Annotated in this window: 19 protein-coding genes; 12 read left to right on the top strand and 7 right to left on the bottom strand. The window is 54.5% G+C overall.

The genetic code is table 11. The annotated features are described in order from the left end of the window. Nucleotides 1–85 precede the first annotated feature (85 nt). On the bottom strand, nucleotides 86–1,006 hold the full coding sequence (locus tag ACOZIO_RS20400; RefSeq protein WP_129990872.1) for a DMT family transporter: 921 nt from the start codon (nucleotides 1,004–1,006) through the stop codon (nucleotides 86–88). Nucleotides 1,007–1,245: 239 nt separating this feature from the next. Between ACOZIO_RS20400 and ACOZIO_RS20405 the strand changes: the two genes are divergently transcribed. Genes ACOZIO_RS20405 through ACOZIO_RS20415 form a run of 3 tightly spaced genes read left to right on the top strand, consistent with a single transcriptional unit; the run spans nucleotide 1,246 to nucleotide 3,797 of the window. Continuing rightward, complete coding sequence (locus tag ACOZIO_RS20405; RefSeq protein ID WP_041689107.1) at nucleotides 1,246–2,085, top strand: transporter substrate-binding domain-containing protein; 840 nt, start codon at nucleotides 1,246–1,248, stop codon at nucleotides 2,083–2,085. 3 nt (nucleotides 2,086–2,088) lie between these two features. After that, on the top strand, nucleotides 2,089–2,799 hold the full coding sequence (pxpB, locus tag ACOZIO_RS20410; RefSeq protein ID WP_129951007.1) for a 5-oxoprolinase subunit PxpB: 711 nt from the start codon (nucleotides 2,089–2,091) through the stop codon (nucleotides 2,797–2,799). Nucleotides 2,800–2,810: 11 nt separating this feature from the next. Next, complete coding sequence (locus ACOZIO_RS20415) at nucleotides 2,811–3,797, top strand: biotin-dependent carboxyltransferase family protein (RefSeq protein WP_421595681.1); 987 nt, start codon at nucleotides 2,811–2,813, stop codon at nucleotides 3,795–3,797. A 68-nt stretch (nucleotides 3,798–3,865) separates the two neighbouring features. Here ACOZIO_RS20415 and ACOZIO_RS20420 read toward each other — a convergent pair whose 3' ends face one another. Continuing rightward, nucleotides 3,866–5,071 (bottom strand): pyridoxal phosphate-dependent aminotransferase, encoded by a 1,206-nt coding sequence (locus tag ACOZIO_RS20420; RefSeq protein WP_217157415.1) that lies wholly within the window; start codon nucleotides 5,069–5,071, stop codon nucleotides 3,866–3,868. Nucleotides 5,072–5,440: 369 nt separating this feature from the next. Between ACOZIO_RS20420 and nac the strand changes: the two genes are divergently transcribed. The 7 genes from nac (at nucleotide 5,441) to ACOZIO_RS20455 (ending at nucleotide 10,857) form a co-directional block, all read left to right on the top strand. Further along, nucleotides 5,441–6,364: a nitrogen assimilation transcriptional regulator NAC gene (gene nac / locus ACOZIO_RS20425; protein WP_129990874.1), complete on the top strand. Its 924-nt coding sequence runs from the start codon at nucleotides 5,441–5,443 to the stop codon at nucleotides 6,362–6,364. A 140-nt stretch (nucleotides 6,365–6,504) separates the two neighbouring features. Beyond that, complete coding sequence (locus ACOZIO_RS20430) at nucleotides 6,505–6,945, top strand: acetyl-CoA carboxylase biotin carboxyl carrier protein (protein WP_129951004.1); 441 nt, start codon at nucleotides 6,505–6,507, stop codon at nucleotides 6,943–6,945. Next, nucleotides 6,942–7,724, top strand: coding sequence for a LamB/YcsF family protein (locus tag ACOZIO_RS20435; protein WP_129951003.1), 783 nt, complete (start codon nucleotides 6,942–6,944; stop codon nucleotides 7,722–7,724). The genes ACOZIO_RS20430 and ACOZIO_RS20435 overlap by 4 nt, the downstream gene beginning before the upstream one ends. Before the next feature lie 133 nt (nucleotides 7,725–7,857). Next, nucleotides 7,858–8,607 (top strand): SDR family oxidoreductase, encoded by a 750-nt coding sequence (locus tag ACOZIO_RS20440; protein ID WP_013576018.1) that lies wholly within the window; start codon nucleotides 7,858–7,860, stop codon nucleotides 8,605–8,607. Between the two features lie 50 nt (nucleotides 8,608–8,657). Continuing rightward, on the top strand, nucleotides 8,658–9,353 hold the full coding sequence (locus ACOZIO_RS20445; protein WP_013576019.1) for an amino acid ABC transporter permease: 696 nt from the start codon (nucleotides 8,658–8,660) through the stop codon (nucleotides 9,351–9,353). Nucleotides 9,354–9,357: 4 nt separating this feature from the next. After that, entirely contained in the window at nucleotides 9,358–10,107 is a 750-nt protein-coding gene (locus ACOZIO_RS20450; protein ID WP_129951002.1) for an amino acid ABC transporter permease, read from the top strand. 12 nt (nucleotides 10,108–10,119) lie between these two features. Further along, entirely contained in the window at nucleotides 10,120–10,857 is a 738-nt protein-coding gene (locus tag ACOZIO_RS20455) for an amino acid ABC transporter ATP-binding protein (protein ID WP_013576021.1), read from the top strand. Between the two features lie 238 nt (nucleotides 10,858–11,095). On the opposite strand, the gene ACOZIO_RS20460 is transcribed toward ACOZIO_RS20455, so the two are convergent. Beyond that, nucleotides 11,096–11,851 carry an SDR family oxidoreductase gene (locus ACOZIO_RS20460; RefSeq protein WP_421595644.1) on the bottom strand — a complete coding sequence of 252 codons (756 nt, stop codon included), beginning with the start codon at nucleotides 11,849–11,851 and terminating at the stop codon, nucleotides 11,096–11,098. 116 nt (nucleotides 11,852–11,967) lie between these two features. Here ACOZIO_RS20460 and ACOZIO_RS20465 point away from each other — a divergent pair, with 116 nt between their 5' ends. Continuing rightward, nucleotides 11,968–12,564 (top strand): TetR/AcrR family transcriptional regulator, encoded by a 597-nt coding sequence (locus ACOZIO_RS20465; RefSeq protein WP_129951000.1) that lies wholly within the window; start codon nucleotides 11,968–11,970, stop codon nucleotides 12,562–12,564. Between the two features lie 181 nt (nucleotides 12,565–12,745). After that, the gene (locus ACOZIO_RS20470; protein ID WP_235174041.1) at nucleotides 12,746–12,937 is read left to right on the top strand and encodes a hypothetical protein; all 192 of its coding nucleotides are present in this window, start codon (nucleotides 12,746–12,748) and stop codon (nucleotides 12,935–12,937) included. A 75-nt stretch (nucleotides 12,938–13,012) separates the two neighbouring features. Here the strand turns inward: ACOZIO_RS20470 and ACOZIO_RS20475 are convergent, their stop codons facing one another. Genes ACOZIO_RS20475 through ACOZIO_RS20490 form a run of 4 tightly spaced genes read right to left on the bottom strand, consistent with a single transcriptional unit; the run spans nucleotide 13,013 to nucleotide 19,006 of the window. Next, nucleotides 13,013–14,974 carry an acetyl/propionyl/methylcrotonyl-CoA carboxylase subunit alpha gene (locus ACOZIO_RS20475; protein WP_217156418.1) on the bottom strand — a complete coding sequence of 654 codons (1,962 nt, stop codon included), beginning with the start codon at nucleotides 14,972–14,974 and terminating at the stop codon, nucleotides 13,013–13,015. Between the two features lie 3 nt (nucleotides 14,975–14,977). Beyond that, nucleotides 14,978–16,582: a carboxyl transferase domain-containing protein gene (locus ACOZIO_RS20480; RefSeq protein ID WP_421595645.1), complete on the bottom strand. Its 1,605-nt coding sequence runs from the start codon at nucleotides 16,580–16,582 to the stop codon at nucleotides 14,978–14,980. Nucleotides 16,583–16,599: 17 nt separating this feature from the next. After that, nucleotides 16,600–17,745, bottom strand: a complete 1,146-nt coding sequence (locus tag ACOZIO_RS20485) for an MFS transporter (protein WP_217219037.1) — start codon at nucleotides 17,743–17,745, stop codon at nucleotides 16,600–16,602. Nucleotides 17,746–17,794: 49 nt separating this feature from the next. Continuing rightward, the gene (locus ACOZIO_RS20490; protein ID WP_129950997.1) at nucleotides 17,795–19,006 is read right to left on the bottom strand and encodes an aminotransferase class I/II-fold pyridoxal phosphate-dependent enzyme; all 1,212 of its coding nucleotides are present in this window, start codon (nucleotides 19,004–19,006) and stop codon (nucleotides 17,795–17,797) included. Between the last annotated feature and the right edge of the window lie 185 nt (nucleotides 19,007–19,191).

A 19,191-nucleotide genomic window follows, 5' to 3' on the forward strand; every position in this document is an offset into this window, starting at 1 on the left:
ATTATGTAAGCACACCTGTTTTAGTTCCACGCACGTTTGAGATATCCTGGAGGAGATCAGGATGCTTACCGCCCCCCTTACTCCCCTACTTTGCTGATTTGATAATAGCCGTTCTGTTTATACGCCTCTCACTCAATAAGGCGAAAATCCCGGCTGCGGCCACGATTGACGCACCGGCCAGCGTGGAAGATGATGGAAAACTGTCGAGGAACAGAAAACCAAGCATCATCGACCAGACCATCGTGGTGTAATCAAAAGGCGCCAGCAGCGACGCATCGGCGTAACGCAGGCTCAGCGTAATCAGGATCTGGGCCATTCCACCAAAAAATCCGCAACCGATGAGCAGTAAAAGCTGCAAGGTAGTCGGGATTTTCCAGCCGAAGAAAATCGTCGCCAGACCAATCAGCATGGTCATCAGCGAGAAGTAGAAAACGATCGCGCCCGGTCTTTCGATGCCATTTAAAAAACGGATTTGCACCGAAGAGACGGCAGTACACATCGCCGCCAGCAGCGCCAGAATCACGCCCAGCCCCGCCGAAACCTGCTTAACACTGCCCGACAGCAGCGAACCGCTGTCTGTCAGATGCGCCCACAGCATGACGATAATGCCGGTGAAACCGATGCCCACCGCCAGCCAGCGGGCTGCGTGAACATTTTCACGCAGTAAAACCGCGGCCATGACCACCGTAAATAGCGGCGCGGCGTAGCTTATCGCCGTGGCATCCGCCAGCGAGATATACACTAACGCCAGATAGTTAAAATACATTCCACCCGTGCCGGAAAAACCGCGAATTAAATGGCCGAATATATTCTTCGTTTTAATTTGCGGGAAAACAGGGCCCTGCAATTTGAGCCAGATCAGCAGCGGGAATAAGGCAACAAAAGAGCGAAAAAATATCACTTCTCCGGTAGGTATATTTCCGCCTAACCCTTTCACGCAGGCCAGCATTAATGTGGCACACAGGGCTGATAATATTTTTAGCGAAATACCCATTCTGGCGTTCATTATTAACCTTCGTTCCTGGTGAGCAGCGGGATGAATCTGTCCGCTATTCTGGCAGAGCTGCCTTTTTCCCGGTCATACAAAAAGCGTATCGCCATACAGGGTTTACTTCTTATACAACGCCAGGGTGAGCTTATATAGTCGGGCTGACTCATAAAGAAACCGCAGCCAGTTTTGCTCACAGTGAGCCAGGGGAAGTTGTCGTCACACACTGCTAATTAAAAAATCCCGGAGAATGAATGATGAAACTGAAGTTACTGTCTTGTTCCTTGCTGGCGTTGCCACTGATGGCGGCCTTTTCCTCTGCGAAAGCGGATGTTCTTTCTGATATTCAGGCACGCGGTTCACTCAATTGTGCCGTGTATTCCGATGTGCCGCCGTTCTCGTCGCCGGATCCGAAAACGCGCCAGCTTGCGGGAATGGACGTCGATTTATGTACGGCGTTAGCCAAACAGATGGGCGTAAAACTCAATCTGATGCCGACGTCTATTGAAGCGCGTATTGCGGTGATCGCCACTGGGCGCGCCGACGTGCTGATTGCCAATCTGGCGTATACCAAAACACGCGGCCAACAGATTCAGTTCAGCGACCCGTATTATGTGGCGAAAGAAGTGCTGGTGGTGAAAAAGCCCAACGTCGATAAAACTCGTGCGGATTTTAAAGGCAAACGCATCAGCGCCACCAAAGGCACAACGTCTGAACAATCGATTTATCTGGCAGGCGCAAAAGCCGTGACCTTCCAGGATGCTGCGTCGGCCTTTCTGGCGCTGGAACAGAATAAAGCGGTGGGCTTTGTGACCAACACCATGACCGCCATCAAAATGATTTCTCAGGCCGGAAAAGACGGCATTGAACTGGGGATGATCAAAGAGCCGATGGCGCTGGAGCCGATTGGCGTCGGCATGAAAAAGGACGAACCGGCATTGCTGGCGAAGGTTAACAGCAGCCTGAAAGCGATGGATGACGACGGCACCATCGATAAAATCTGGGATACCTGGATCGGGCCAAATACCGAATACAAAATGGTGCGCGAAGACAAAGTACAGCCGCTCTCCAGCCTTAAATTCGAACCTCTGGAATAACCGATGATCACTGCGTCGCACGAGGCGCCTTCCCGCGCCTCTTTTATTCTTGCCAGTCAGGGCGACAACATCAAAATCTCCACCATCGGCAGCCGTGCATGGCTGATTGAAGCGCCAGGAGATTTCGACCTGCCCGCTCAGCGCCGCATCTGGTCACTGGCGGTCGCATTGCGTGCGCGTAATGATATCGAATCACTGATCCCCGGCGTGACCAATCTGCTGGTGCTGTTTCGCCAGACACCGGCAGATTACGACGCCACCTTTGCCCTGCTGGTGGCCGCCTGGGAACAGGCACAGGCCGTACATCCGCAAGGCAAACTGATTGAAATTCCGGTGATTTACGGCGGCCAATATGCCACCGATCTGGACGCGGTTTGCCAGCATACCGGGCTTTCGCCACGCGAGGTCATCCATCGCCATTCCGAGGGTTGCTACACGGTGTTTTCACTGGGCAGCGCACCGGGTTTTGGCTATCTCCACGGGCTGGATCCGTCTCTGGCCACGCCGCGTAAAAAAGTCCCCTCGCTGAATATGCTCAAAGGCACCGTGACCATCGGCGGCGCACAGACCGGGATTTCCGCGCTGACCGGGCCAAACGGCTGGAACGCCATCGGATTCGCCGAACTGACGCTGTTTGACCCGCAGGCGGAGAATCCTGCACTCATGGCACCGGGGGACAGCGTGCGCTTTCTGCCAGAAAGGATTGAATTGTGACTGAACCAGCCGTGATTGAAATAGTGAAAACCGGCCCGCTGAATACCGTTCAGGACGCGGGCCGCAACGGATTTCGGGATATCGGCGTGTCCGTCAGCGGCGTGATGGATCCGCTGGCGTTTCACGCGGGCAACATCATGCTGGGCAATGACGAAAACGCCGCCTGCATTGAAGTGCAGATGTTTCCGTTTAAGGTCCGGTTTCTCGCCGATACCAGCATTGCCATCACCGGCGCAGATTGCCGCACGAAGCTCGACGGTACAGATCTTCCGCCCTGGTGGGCGTGTTCCGTCCGCGCAGGGCAGGAACTGGAAATGCAGTTCCCGCGTTACGGTGCGCGCAGCTATTTGTGCGTCGCCGGAGGCATTGACGTCCCGGTCGTTATGGGCTCGCGCAGTACCGCGCTGCGTGGTGGTTTTGGTGGTTTAGACGGACGACCACTGGAGAAAAACGATCGCCTCGCGGCGGGTAAAACCACCGCATCTCCCCTGCCTGCGCAAGGTATGGGCATCGAGCCGCCGGAGATCGCGCTGGCAAACGTATTCCCGACCAGCACTGAGGGATGCGTGCAACTGCGGGCTATTCCCGCCGGAGAATACACGCTGTTTGAAGCCGATCTTCCCCGCTTCTGGTCGCAGCCGTGGAAAGTGTCCCTGCACAGCAACCGCACCGGTTACCGCTTATCCGGCGCGCCGGTCACGCCCTCGAAAGTCATCGAAATGCGTTCATACGGTTTAGTCCCCGGCATCGTTCAGGTTCCGCCTGCCGGCGAGCCGATCATTCAGCTGGCTGACGCCAATACCGCCGGAGGCTATCCGAAAATTGCCGGAATTATTGAAGAAGACTTATGGCGCCTGGCGCAGGTTCAGCCCGGTCAAAGCATTCAGTTGGTCAAAAGCGATGCACGCGAGGCCATTGCTGTTGCGGCGCAGATCAGCCAGTGGCTCACCCGCCTGCGCGATGGCGTTATGCCGGTGAAGAAAATCATGGGTGTTTAAAACGCCCTATGGATGAAACAGAAAACGGGCCAGAACAGGCCCGTTTTTTTATGCTTCTGACTCAGACGTTATGACTTCAGCTCCGCACAAAACTCTGCTATCCGGTCGCAGCCGTCTTGCAAAACTTCCATGCTGGTCGCATACGAAATGCGGAAATACGGACTCATGCCGTAGGCCGCGCCCTGCACGGTGACGACGTGTTTTTCTTCGATCAGCGCCATCACGAAATCGGCATCGCTATTGATGTGACGCCCGCCTGCGGTGGTTTTCCCGATGCAGCCTTCAATGTTCACGAACAGATAGAACGCACCCTGCGGTTTATGACAGCGCAGTTCATGCACGGATGTTAACCGCTCCAGCACGTAATCGCGGCGCTGGCGGTAGATTTCGGCGCGCTCTTTCAGTAAATCCTGCGGGCCGTTAAGCACCGCGACCGCCGCTGCCTGCGTGAGCGTGGTGACGCCGCCGCTGTTTTGCGTGTTCACGTTACTCATGGCTTTAATCAGATCTTGCGGACCGCCGCAAAAACCTAAACGCCAGCCGGTCATGGAATAGGCTTTCGACACGCCGTTGACCGTCAGCACGCGATCGAGCAAACGCGGTTCCACTTCGGCCAGCGTATAAAACGTCACGTCGTCATAGATCAGATGTTCGTAAATGTCATCGGTCAGGATCCACACGCCCGGATGGCGCAGCATCACCTCGCCCATCGCCTGCAATTCCTGGCGGGTTGCCACGGAACCGGTCGGATTGCTCGGGTAATTCAGCAGCAGCCACTTGGTTTTCGGCGTAATCGCCGCGTCGATGTCCTGCGGATACGGCTTGAAATTGTTCTCCTCCGGGCAGGCCACCGGCACCGGAATACCGCCCGCGAATTTGACGATATCCGCATAGCTAATCCACGACGGCGTCGGGATCACCACTTCATCGCCCGGATTAATCGTCGCCAGCATCGCGTTAAAAATAATTTGCTTCGCACCGCCTGCAGTGAGGATCTGGCCCACGTCGTAATTCAGGTTGTTATCGCGCTGAAATTTACGCGCAATGGCCGCCCGCAGCGCCGGGGTTCCATCGGTTGGCGGATAACGGGTATCACCGCCGAGCGCGGCGGCGTAGGCGGCTTCCGTGGCATGAGGGGGCGTCGGAAAATCCGGTTCACCGGTAGAAAGCGCAATGACGTTCACGCCTGCGGCTGCGAGGTCACGGGCCTTTTGCGTCATGGCGACGGAGGCAGAAACAGAGACATTTTTTAAGCGATCGGCGATATCAGGCATGGTCCTGGGGTTCCATTGTTTTTATCGAACGTAAAAAGACGGACAGCGATGAGGCACTTCAGGGGAAAGAGTAATGAGGAACGGACCGCGCCGACCAATAGCGCTTTGTTGTGGTGACATAACACAAAACAATGGCTGAACGCGCAAATCAGGCAATTTGCACCGGCGCAGTGCAGGCGGGAATTTTCATTATTCGGGAGGCTGCGCAAAGGCAGAAAACATCCGGCTATACAGTGAATAAATCGGCGGGTAAATCAGAAGGAAAACTGGATATCGGACATAAATCAGCCTGTTAGTGCGTGTTGGCACTCATCTTGCTTCATACACATTACTTATAACACCACTTGTTTCCGTGATGAGGATGCCATCGTGAATCTCCGCCGCCTTAAATATTTTATCAAGATTGTCGATGTGGGTAGCCTCACTCAGGCCGCAGATATCCTGCACATTGCGCAGCCTGCGCTCAGCCAGCAACTCGCGACGCTGGAAGGCGAAGTGAATCAGCAACTGCTGATCCGCACCAAACGCGGCGTGACGCCGACCGAAGCGGGCAAGATTTTGTATATCCACGCGCAGGCCATTTTGCGCCAGTGCGATCAGGCCCAGAGCGCGATTGACGGCTCGGCGCTGGCACTTTCGGGCAGCGTTTCTGTCGGGCTTGCGCCGGGCACCGCCGCACAGCAACTGGCATTGCCGCTGATGGAAGAAGTCCACCGGCAATATCCGGGCATCGTATTGTATTTCAATGAAAACTTCGGCACCACGCTCAGCGAGCTGATCATGAATGGCCGGATGGATATGGCGGTGATTTACGGCAACCGGGAAATTCACGGATTACGGTTTATGCCGCTGATGAAAGAAGAGTTGTATTTCGTCTGCCCGCACGCGCTGAGCAAACCGCTGAAATCCGTCAGTCTGGCGCAGGTGGCAAAGTATGACCTGTTCCTGCCGCGCATTTACAACATCATGCGTAAAGTCATCGACGACGCGTTTATCCATGAAGCAGTGACGTACCGCGTGAAATGCGAAATCGAATCGCAAACCACCCTCAATGCTGCGCTGGCGGCGGGTTTAGGCTGCACGATCATGCCGGAATCCGCCGCCCGCGCGATGCTCAAAGCCTCGGGTTCGTGGATGGCGAAAATTGATAAACCGAATATTCAGGCGGCGCTGTCATTTTGCATGTCCGACCATCTGCCGCTGTCCCAGCCCGCCGAAGCGGTCAAAGCGATTTTACTGTCGCTGATGGCCAGCCGCACGGTGGATAACCGGCCACTGACGCTGGTGGGGTAATAAGCACACCTTATTACCGCAAAGCGAAATCCTCTTTCCTGACGTCGGCAGTGACACGATAGAGTGCTTTTACCGCCCGCAAAGCGGGTCGTTTTGTCGTCGTTATTGCGCGGGGACACTCTCTCTTCGACGGGAAGGATATGGAAAAAAAAGCACCAGCACTCAGCGAGTTGCGAGATATCGCACGAAAGATGCGTACGTCCGGCCTGAGCCAGATTGAACTCAGCGGAAACGGCTTTCGGATCAGCATGAAATACGCGCCAGTCTCCCCCGCCATTTTGCCATGCCGCATGCCGGACGAAACGCCTGCGCTTCCCGTGCTGACCGCTCCCGACGCGGTGTGTGCACCTTTCCCCGGCATTGTGTTGTTACGGCATCCGCTCAACAAAATTCCGTTCACACAACCGGGTGAAAAAGTCGGGAAAGATGCGCTGCTCGGCCTGCTAAAAGTCGGCGTGATTTATCTGCCGCTGCGCAGCCCGGTGCAGGGCGTGGTGGAATCCCTGTTCGTGGAAGACGGTGACTGCGTGGAATACGGTGCGGAGATTTTCACTTTACGCCGCGAGGAGCTGGCCGCATGAAATACATCGATTTAAACGCCGATATCGGCGAAGGCTTTGGCGATTACACCATCGCCGACGACGCCGCGCTGATGCCGCTGATCACCTCCGCCAACGTGGCCTGCGGGTTTCACGCGGGGGATGCGGTGATTATGGCGAAGACCGTCGCGCTGGCGAAAAAGTATCAGGTGGATCTCGGCGCGCACGTCGGATTCCCTGACTTGTCCGGGTTTGGCCGCCGCCGGATGCATATCGAACCGGAGGTGATGGCGCATTACGTCACCTATCAGCTTGGCGCGCTTTCTGCTTTTGCGAAAGCGGCGGATTACCCGCTGACGCACATGAGTTTCCACGGTGCGCTGGGCAATATGGTGTCCGAAGACGCCCGGCTGGCGCGGGTGTTATTGCAGGCGGTGAAGAATTTCGATGCACAAATGATCATCAGCACGATGCCCGGCAACGCCGTCGAACGCATGGCGCGGGCGCTGGATTTGCCGGTGATTGGTACGTTTCTCGCCGACCGCGCCTATGAAAGCAACGGCCTGCTGGTCAGCCGGACGCTGCCGGGCGCGGTTATTCATGACAAAGAGCAGGTACGCGCGCGCATCCGGCAGTTGCTGCGCGAAGGCACGGTGCAAAGCATCGACGGCGCGACGTTGCCGGTGGATGCGACATCGATTCTGGTTCACGGCGATACGCCGGAATCCCTCGAAATGGTGCATACGCTGCGGGAAATTATTGCCGAAATGGACATCGCGCTGATGCCGCCAGCCCGGCAACGCCGCCAGATGGCACGGTAAAACACGCTGTTATAAGCCCCTCTTATCGCCTCACACGGTTTATGTCTTATACCGTCTGAGAATTACTGGATACAGTCAGAAAACACCCACCGGCAGAACATGATGGAGCCGGAGGTTTAACAGGAGAGTCGCAATGCCATTTTCAGATTACAAAACCGCGCTGGTGACCGGCGCATCGGCCGGCATGGGTGAAGCCATTGTCGAACGCCTTTGTCAGGAAGGGATCACCGTTCATGCCGTCGCGCGCCGCGCCGATCAGCTGGCCGCCCTCGCCGCCCGCACCGGTTGTATTCCGCATGCGCTCGACGTCAGCGACCTCGACGCGGTGACGCGCCTGTGCAGCGAGATCAGCGTGGATATTCTGGTGAACAACGCCGGGGTTTCCCGTCCCGGCTCTATCCTGAGCGCCGATGAAGAATCCGTGGATACGCAGGTGGATGTGAATCTGCGCGCCGTTTTGCATCTTTGCCGCCTGCTGGTACCGGGCATGATGGAACGCGATCGCGGCCACGTCATCAACATCACCTCGATTGCCGCGATTTATAACTTCGGCGGCAACTCGATTTATCACGCCACCAAAGCCGGAGTTCACGCCCTGTCACGCCAGCTACGCGTTGACTGCTACGGCAAGCGTGTGCGCATCACTGAAATCTGCCCGGGCCGCGTGGCGACTGATATTTTCGGCAATGTTTCCGGCGATCACGAAGAAGCCCGCCGCCGTTTCATTGACGGTTTTGAACTGCCCGAAGCCAAAGACATCGCCGATTGCGTGGCGTTTGCCGTTTCTGCGCCGATTGCCGTCAACATCGGCAACATCGAAATCACCCCGACGTTGCAGGTTCCCGGTGGCCTTTCCACCATGCGCCCCGGCGAAGGTCTGTGATCTTTTTCCTATAAACCCACAGTACAACCATTCAGGAGGGTGAAAATACGATGACGCTCGATTTCAGCAAAGTCCTGACCGGTCAGTTCGGGCAGATGATCGTCGATGGCATGGTTGTCACCCTCAAGCTGGCGCTGGGGTCCTGGCTGCTCGCGATGTGTATTGCCCTGCTGCTGGTCGTCATCCGGCTGACGCACAAACGCGCCGCCGAATATTTCGTCCGCGCCTATGTGTCGTATCACCGCAATGTACCGACGCTTATTCAGCTGATGATGTGGTATTTCGCCATTCCGACGCTGCTGCCGGAATCTGTGCAGATGTGGATTAACGATTTCAACGCCGAGTTTCTGTTCTCGATGTTTGCGCTCGGATTGTGTCAGGCGGCGTATTTCTCTGAAGACATCCGCAGCGGATTACGCGCTATTCCTGAAGGGCAAACCGAAGCATCACGCGCGCTGGGCATGAGTTACACCCGATCGCTGCGTTCGGTTATTTTACCGCAGGGCATCCGCAACGCGCTGCCCTCGCTGCTCAACCACACCGTTTTACTGTTCAAAAACACCAGTCTGGCTATGGTCATTGGCGTAGCTGAACTGACTTACGTGACCCGTGATATTGAAAACCAGACGTTCCGGACTTTCGAATCGTATCTGGTGGCCTCTGCCGGTTATCTGTTCTTCTCTCTGCTGCTGATGGGTGCTGGCGCATTGCTGGCCCGCCGGTTCCAGCGGGCCTACGCGAGGTAATCACATGCTTGAGATGTTCACGATTTTGCACGACAACGGGATGCTGTTCCTGATGGGGCAATACCCGCAGGGGCCACTGGGCGGGATACTTTGTACGTTACTGATTTCCCTGCTGGCCGTTTTGTTTGCACTGCCGGTGGGTATTCTGCTCGGGCTGGCGCGTTTATCGCCTTTCCGCTGGCTGAGCTGGCCCGCTGCCTGCTGGGTCTACGGCTTACGCGGCATTCCACTGCTGATGGTGGTGTTCTGGACGTATTTCTGCGTTCCACTGTTAATCGGTCACAACATCAGCGGCTTCAGCACTATGCTGTGTACGCTGGTGATTTATGAAAGTGCGTATATCGCCGAGATCGTGCGCGGCGGCATTCAGGCGCTGCCGGGCGGCCAGTACGAAGCGGCGCGCGCTTTAGGGATGAGTTATTTCAAAACGCTGCGTCTGATTATTCTGCCGCAGGCGTTATACAACACGCTGCCAAGTCTGGTCAGCCAGTTGGTTTCTATCATTAAAGACAGCACGCTGGGTTACGTCATTAACGTGCCGGAGCTGACCTTTGCCGCTAATCAGGTGAATAACCAACTGCTGACCAAACCTTTTCAAGTCTTCGCGATTGTCGCGATTGGCTATTACATCATCTGTTTCAGCCTGACGTGGCTGGCCAATAAGCTTGAAGCCCGTATCACGCGCAAACGACAGAACCGGATGCCGGAAGCGGAGAAAATGACGAAGGCTCCACTGCTGAAGACTCAACCATAATAAGGAACGACGATGCGACCGATGATCTTATTTAATCAGGTTAATAAATGGTATGGCGAATATCAGGCGCTGACCGACCTGAGTGCTGAAATTAGAAGTGGTGAAGTCGTAGTGGTTTGCGGACCGTCCGGCTCGGGCAAATCAACGCTGATCCGCACCGTCAACCGGCTGGAACCTATTGAAGAGGGCCAGATCCTGTTCGATGGCATGGATATTCATGGCACCAGCACCCGACTGAACCAGTTGCGCACGCGTATCGGTTTTGTCTTTCAGAACTTTAATCTTTTCCCGCACGTTTCGGTGCTGGACAACATCATGATGTCGCCGGTAAAGGTGCTCGGCGTGAAACGTCAGGAAGCGCGCAAGCACGCGGGTGAACTGCTGGAACGTGTCGGATTATCACACAAAGCCAATGCCTATCCGGCACAGCTTTCCGGCGGGCAGCAGCAACGTGTTGCCATCGCCCGGGCATTAGCCATGAAACCGCCAGTGATGCTGTTTGATGAACCGACGTCGGCGCTTGATCCGGAAATGGTCGGTGAAGTCCTGAATGTGATGCGCAGTCTTGCACGTGAAGGTATGACCATGATGTGCGTCACACACGAAATGAATTTTGCCCGCGACGTGGCGGACACAATCTGGTTTATGGATCAGGGGAAAATTCTGGAAAAATCCAAACCGGAAAACTTCTTCAATCATCCGCAACACCCACGTGCCAGGAAGTTTTTAAGTGACTTATTGCACCATTAATTATTTAGAGAAGCCCGCTTAAGGAAACTTAAGCGGGCTTTTTGTTTTTCATAAAACTGAACGAACCTTTGTATCATTTAAATTCAACGAGCTAGCATGAAAAGTCTTCCCGATGCATGTTCAGTTTTCCCTCCGCATCGGGAGAATTTGGTCGTCAGATTTGGGGTCATTTCAGTTCGATTATGGAGTGACTAATCTGCTGCGTCGGGGTTGCCCATATTCTTTGCCACGAACGCTCTTAGTCTGCAGCCTTCCATTCAGAAAGCATTTTAAGGGCGCTGTCGTAGTGACCCGTAGCCCCGGCAGTACGTAAAAATTTGGCGCGCTCAACGATGATTTCATCAGGTGTGGGCTCTGCATGCAAAAGGTCGATCGTCTCATTAATGAAGTCTTCCAGCGGCATGGCATGCTCGTCACTTTCCTGACCAAACAATGTGGTTTGCACGCCTGGGGGCGCTAACTCAATTACGCGTACGGAAGTGTCGGCGAGCTGAACACGCAAGCTTTCAGTGAATGAATGAACCGCAGCTTTTGTGGCGCTATAGGTCATGGCAATAGGGAACGGAACAAACGCCAGTGCGGAACTGACATTAATGATGACACTGTCATTCTTTTTAACCAGCTGCGGCAAGAACGCATAAGTCATACGAATGGTCCCCAGAAGGTTGATCTCAACAGTCTGTTGCGCAATCTTCACTGCATTCTGATCCAAAACATTTTCGCTCAACATAATACCGGCGTTGTTGATGACAACATTCAGGTCGGGGTAGCGTATTGCTGCGAGTTCGCTTGCCCGGGTAATGGAACCGGCATCGGCAATATCGAGTTCAATGGCCTCGATGCCGGGGTAATCGTTTGTGATTTGATCAAGTAAAGCCTTGCGACGGCCAGCTACAATGACCTTATTGCCTGCTTCATGAAAACGTACCGCAAGGCCCAGCCCTATCCCCGACGTGGAACCCGTGATGAGGATCGTATTACCTGAAGTTTTCATATGTTTCTCCGGATTGATGAAAAAGGTAGAATGCCAAACGGACAGTTGTCCGACTGGAAAAAATTAACGGACAATTGTCCGTTAAGCAAGTTTTAATATTGTGGACAGGAGGACTGGTGACACAGCAACAAAAAACGGGGCGCCCGGCACGTGCTGACGCGCAGCAAAACCGCGAGCGTATTCTGTCGGTTGCACTTCAGGAACTGACCGTTTCCGCAGACGTGCCCCTAAGCACGATCGCGAAGAAGGCAGGCGTCGGGCAGGCCACTTTTTATCGTAACTTCCCGACACGGGAGGTATTAGTGATGGAGGTTTATCGCTATGAGATGTTGCAGGTCACAAAGTTTGCAGAACATTTGCTCCGGACCTGCGCACCCGAACAGGCGTTGCGTGACTGGATGAATCGCCTTGCCGAATACGCAATGACCAAAGCAGGCCTGGCCAATGCCATTCGCGAGGTATCGCTCTCGCGGGACTGTCCGGAAAAGGCAGGCTATGCCCCTGTCATTGCTGCCGCTCAGTTGTTACTTGATGCCAATAAGAAAGCGGGAACTATCCACCCGGGGGTTACCACTGACGACTTTTTCCTGGCAATTGCAGGGATATGGCAGCTCGATTTTAATGATGAGTGGCAGCCCCGGCTAACCTGGCTCATCGACATGGTGATGGCGGGACTGCGCGCGGGGGCACCGCTACGCTCAGTTTCTCAGTAGACGACAACCACAGCGTACATGCAGGAGAGTGGCGAAACAGCCGAAGTCTCCCGGGGGTCTGAATAATAATTGCCTCGTCTTTTCATTATTTTTTAAGCCTGATATTGGTTGATATTTGCAATACGTGGATCGGGTTAAAAACATCAGACGCAAAGGCGTTCTTATTTGCCGGGATTACGACATGCTCCATCCAGACAACGTCTTAATTGGTGGCGCATCTCTGGAAGAAGACCGCCGTCGTATTCCGGTGGGTTCGGTCCCTGGCTGGTTATATGTGATGAGGTTCCGGATCCGCAAAAGTTTGCGGTTCGATAATGACGTGGCCACCAAAGGTATCTTAACGACACTAAAATCCGCCGTCTCAGCCTTCTGAAAAACCTTTCCAGGTTTACGATTCTGTTCCCCGGCATCCGTAACCCCTATAAACCAATGTGTGAAAATGCGGTTATTAACCCGGCCTCTCCTCAAGGGTAAAAAGTTGCTGCCCGCTACTGACGATCTCACCCGTTGCGCACAGCACCTCAGCAATCACCCCCCCGGTGACAGCCACCACCCGGTTTTCCATTTTCATCGCCTCGACGATGGCAAGCGTATCGCCTTCCTTAACGAATGCGCCCGGTTCTACCGCGATAAATACGATGGTTCCCGGCATGGGGGCTGTTACGCCATTGCCAGTCGAACGGTTATTCTCTTCCAGATGCAGCTGGCTATCGACCCGGTATCGCTTGCCCGCCAGTATCACTTCCACGATCCCTTTTCTCTCTCTTCCCTGCCAGCTCACATCACCACACTGCCCGCCCCAGCCATGATCCACCGGCGCGATAGTGATGGTGAATGTCTCCGGACCAATAGCCGTCAGTACCCGGGTATTACCGAGCGTCAGCAGATTGACAGCAATTTCATTCCCCTGATAGCGGATATATATTTTTCCTGCGGGTGCCGCCGGGTCTAATGCCTGCCGGTCACTGTTTCCCTGTAGCCCGTACCAGGGGGAAGAGGTACGCCCTGCACTTTCCTGCTTTGCCAGCAGTGCAGCTGCGCTGGCAACGGCAGCCAGTGGCCCGACTGAGACGTCACGCTCCGTAAGAAGTTGGTCAATTAACCCGGTATGCAGGTTACCGGCCATCACCCGGGGATGGTTTAATAATTCCAGGAGAAAGCCACTATTGGTCGTTACCCCAAACACCCACGTCTGAGTCAGTGCCTGCACCATTTTAAGCCGGGACTGCTCGCGATCTGCGGCATGGACAATAAGTTTAGCAATCAGCGGATCGTAAAACGCAGGTACCTCGCCATGGTGGTCGAAAGCACTGTCGGTCCGGGCTGTCTCCGGCCATGTTACTGAGGCCGGTCCTGGCGAGGGAGTAAAGTCATCGTCCGGATCCTCAGCATATATACGGCTCTCAAAAGCATGCCCCTTACTGACTATCTGCGACTGAGACAAGGGCAGTTGTTCACCCGCCGCAATTTTGATCTGCCACTCAACAAGATCCAGTCCTGTGATCATTTCCGTCACCGGATGCTCTACCTGCAGGCGGGTGTTGACCTCAAGGAAATAAAACCGGTTGTCAGGCGCAACGATAAACTCAAATGTTCCCGCATTAAAATAGCCTATTTGCCGTGCCCCGTTGACGGCCGCGTTTAACATTGCTTCGCGAACCTCCGCAGAAATGGACGTCGCCGGGGCTTCTTCGATAATTTTCTGATGCCGCCGTTGCAGTGAACATTCTCTTTCATACAGGTGCACCACCTGCCCGTGCTTATCACCCATGATCTGCACTTCGATATGACGCGGCGAATGGATATAGCGTTCGATCATCAGACGGCCATCGTTAAAGTTAGCCCTGGCGATACGCACGGCCGCGGCAACGGCCGCCTGCATTTCAGCAGCCTGCTCCACCACCTGCATTCCTTTACCCCCGCCACCCGCGACAGGCTTGAGGATCACCGGATATCCTATTTCTTCAGCCAGCGCATTCAGCACACTGAAGGATTCAGAAGCTTCCTGCGATCCGGGGAGTACTGGCACTCCCGCTTTTTCCATCTGTTGCCGGGCCAGAATTTTATTGCCCATATCGCGGATGATATTCGCCGACGGTCCGATAAACGTCAGCCCAGCCAGGGAAACCGCCTCGGCAAACTCCGGGTTTTCAGATAAAAATCCGTAGCCGGGATGAACCGCATCACAGCCCGAATGACGTGCGGCACTCACAAGCGCATCAATGTTCAGATAGCTGTCGGCGGCAAGCGGGCCACCAATATTGACGGTCCGTATTGCACCTGACAGATGATCGGCTTCGGTATCGGCATCAGAATAAACCGCTACGTACTCAATACCCATTTCTCTGGCGGTGCGGGCAATACGTCGGGCAATCTCGCCACGGTTAGCAATAAGAATTCGATTCAACATGGTTCACATCCTGAAAACGCCAAAATGGGTCGTCTGCTGGGGTGCCTGGTGGGCAAGCGCAAGTCCCAACGCCAGCCAGTCGCGGGTATGTTCGGGAAGAATAACGGCATCCACCCACAAACGTGCAGCGACATACAATGCCTGTCCCTGCCGGTCATAAGCATCGCGGACCGGTTGTTTGACCCGTTCAGCCTCTTCAGCGGTGAAAGGTTGGCCTTTTTTTTCTAAATGCTCCTCACGCATCAGTGCCATCACCGTTGCCGCCTGCTCACTGCCGACGACAGACATTTTCGCGTTCGGCCACATTGCCATGAGCTGCGGGCCAAGCGCGCGACCACACATCGCCAGATTGCCCGCCCCAAAGCTGCCGCCAATCAGGACAGAGAATTTAGGCACACGGGCGCAGGCGACCGCATTCATCATTTTGGCTCCGTGTTTGGCAATGCCCCCGGCTTCATACTCCGGCCCCACCATGAAGCCGTTGATGTTATGCAGGAACAACAAGGGGATATTGCGCTGTACACACAGCTCGATAAAGTTCGCCGCCTTCTGCGCGCTTTCTGAATACAGCACCCCGTCATTAATCAACACCCCGACCGGAAAACCGCCGATATGGCCCGTTCCGCAAATGAGCGTGCGCCCATAGCGGGCTTTGTATTCCGTCAGCTCGCTGCCGTCCAGCAGGCGGGCAAGAATCTCCCGAACGGGGATAGGTTCACGCGGATTTGCGCTGATAATGCCAGGGATCTGGCGCGGATCGAACAGCGGCTCAACCGCCGCCATCGGCGGTGACGCAAGCTTACCGGCATCGCTGCGGGCAATAATGTCACGGACAATGTGCAACGCATGACGGTCATGTTCTGCATAGTGGTCGGCCACACCGCTATCCAGCGTATGGACATCGGCACCGCCAAGGGTCTGGGCATCAACAATTACCCCCGTTGCAGCACGCACCAGCTGCGGGCCGCCGAGGAAAATAGTGCCGTTGTCTTTGACAATCACCGTTTCGTCGCACATTGCGGGTATATATGCTCCTCCTGCGGTACAGGAACCCAACACCGCCGCGATCTGGGGTAAACCCGCCGCGGACATTTCAGCAATATTGCGAAAAATGCGCCCGATATGATGTTCATCAGGAAAAATCTCTTCCTGAAGCGGCAAATAAACGCCCCCCGAGTCCATCAGATAGACGCTGGGAAGTGCCATTTCACGGGCAATCTGCTGCATGCGCAGATGCTTCTTCAATGTCAGCGGATAATATGCACCGCCTTTTACCGAAGCATCATTGGCGTAAATCGCCACTGCGCGATTTTTAATAATACCGATACCGGTCACGATCCCGGCCGACGGCACCGAATGTTCATATACCTGATGAGCAGCCAACTGCCCAATTTCAACAAAGGCGCTGCCTACGTCAATCAGCAGGGCGATACGTTCACGGGCTGAAAGTTTGCCACGCGCCGCCTGTTTCTGACGAGCCGCCTCCCCTCCTCCCTGGAGCGCCGCTTGCCGCGCTTCATCTATTGGCTGCTGCATCCGGGCAAATGCCTGCTGGTTTTCACGAAACGTCGGATTATCGGTGTAATGACGTGCTGCAATTGTCGCCATGGTGCCTCTCTTAGAAATTAAGCGTGGACTTTGAACCGGGCGATCAGAAAACTCGCCAGTCCGGTCAGCAAGATGGCCAGCGTCCATGTGCCGTGATGCTCCAGCAGCACGGCAAATGAGGAGGCAATTCCCGCCATCCCCTGCTGCAGAAACCCGCACAGCGCCATCGCGTAAGCACCGAAATCCTTACCATCGTTCACCGCCGCCGACATGCTGCTTGGGAACATCACCGCCTGGCCGAAAATAATCAGACAATACAGCAGGATAAAAATAACCAGTCCCGATGTGTGGCTAAGTAGCCCAGCCCACCACAGAACAAGCAGCGCCAGCGCGGAGATCGCGACCATCAACGAGCCACGACGCATTAAGGTGACCACCCCCGTAGCGTGCACGATGCGATTTACCGTCAATGCGCCGGCCAGATAGGAGATGCCGATAAGCAGGCCAAAGAGACCAAAGCTGGTCACCTCCAGACCAAAACTCTGCTGCATGACAAACGGACTGACTTCCTGCAACGTCACGGTCGTGGCAAAGCCCAGCCCTCCCACGCACGCTGGCCAAAAAAACCCTGGGCGCCGCAGAATGGTTAAGTAGGCGTGCGCCATACCCTTGCTGATCCTGGCAGGTTCGGCATACGCCATCGGCACCGTCAGTGAGAAAAGCAGCGCAACAAAGCCGGTGGCGGCCAGCACCAGGAAGGCAACCTGCCAGTGCAGGTAATAGCTGATAAGTCCGCCGATAAACTGTCCGCCGCCCAGCGCGGTAATAAACGCTACCGACAATACGGAAAGTCGTTTTGCCAGTTCCGCACCACTCCAGTTATCTTTAACCAGAATGCGCCCGATAATCGCGGCTCCCCCCGCGCCGATCCCCTGCAAGGCACGTAAAACCAGAAGCAGGTTAGCGTCCCTGCACCACGCCAGCAGCAGGCTGGTGCCGATAAATAACACCAGCGATAATGTCAGTGAGATGCGCCGTCCATAGCGGTCTGCCGCCGCTCCCCAGAAAATAACGGGCACCGCCGCGCCGACGACGAAAATCGAGATCGACAACTCTGTCGCGCTCTGGGTCATCCCAAGCTCCCGCATCACGACCGGAAGTGAAGGAAGGTAGATGGTGGTCGCCATCTGCGTCATGAACACGACCAGACAGGCCAGCGACATGATCCTCAACGAAAGCGTGTCCACGGCCGGAACACGGTAACTTTCAGATTCATTCATAGTTCGCTCGCAACTGGTTGACGTGTCCGGCAAACTCCGCAATCTCACTGCGGCTGATGTTTGAACGTAGCATAATGCGCAAACCTGCTTTACCGCGCGCAATGACCGGGAAGAAAATCGGCGAGGTATAAAAACCACGTTCAAATAGCGTTTTGGCGATTGAGATGGTCGCTTCCTCGGAACCTATCTGAATAAAACGTATTGGCAGCCCGTCATTGTGATTGTCGTTTGCAATCAGCGAATCAAAATATTCGATATTTTGCTGCAGTTGATTCTGTAATTGCGTCAGCTCTTGAGTGTGATGAAGGGCGACCGACGCCAGGATCCCACCGAGCCCGGCAGTATTGATACGTTGTGACCAGAGGAATGGACCGGCAAAGCGAGAAATGAGCGTACGCTGTTCGTTATAAGGTCGCCGGCCAATAAACACCGCCCCTCCCGAAGCACCAAACCCCTTATTGAGAGAAGTAATAATGACCGTCCGGTCATTAATTTCTCCGAGCGTATCCAGTACAAGTCCCCTGCCAAGTTTACCCACAGTAGACAGGCCATGAGCCTCATCAAATAACAGGAACAGGCCATATTTTTCCTGTAAATGCAGAAGTTCTTTTACCGGAGCCTGGCCACCGGTGCTGTAAACCCCATCTGCCACATAGGCCACGCGCGGATATTTTTTGCAGATCGCTTCCAGTTGTTCCAGATCATTATGAGCAATGGTAATGACTTCGGTTTCATCAGCGCATACCGGTTTCATGATGTTAAGACAGAAATGAGCATTTTTATCGAAGACCAGCACCGGCGGTTGATTCTCCGTCAGCGCCCCGGATGCAACCAGCGGCAAAATACCCTGAGCAGCAGCGGCACAGGAGGCGACAGTAATCACGTCAGCACCAATAAGATCGGCCAGCGCCTGCTCAGCTTGCCCCAGTAGCTCAAACTGGATGCGTATGCGCGAGGTGGAGGTATTGAGCGAACCATTACTTTGCAAGGCGGCAATGGCCTGCCGGAGAATTTCAGGGTGTGAATCAAGCCCCAGATAAGAATATGAGGACATATTCACAAAGCGGTGATCACTGTTGACTTGCTGATGATGACCATTGCCAAGATTGGTGATTGCCAGGTTCGATAAACCTGAGTCCTGTGTTACCTGCCAGAAGCTGTTACTGATCTGAACGGCTTTCTTAATATTACTCCAGGTATTCATGCAGTTTGTCCCGTTTTAGTTAAGTTGGAATAAACTTGCATCAGAATGTAAAGAAAGTTAAATGCCAATTCTTAATATAATAACCCGGAAAAACATAATAAAATTTTTAATTAACACTCTACATTTTTGTATATTAAACGTCAAAATCGGCATTTAAACCCTTCATCTATTTTGTGCTAATCATT

Source organism: Rahnella sp. PD4, from assembly GCF_049199325.1.
Classification (GTDB): Bacteria; Pseudomonadota; Gammaproteobacteria; order Enterobacterales; family Enterobacteriaceae; genus Rahnella; species Rahnella perminowiae.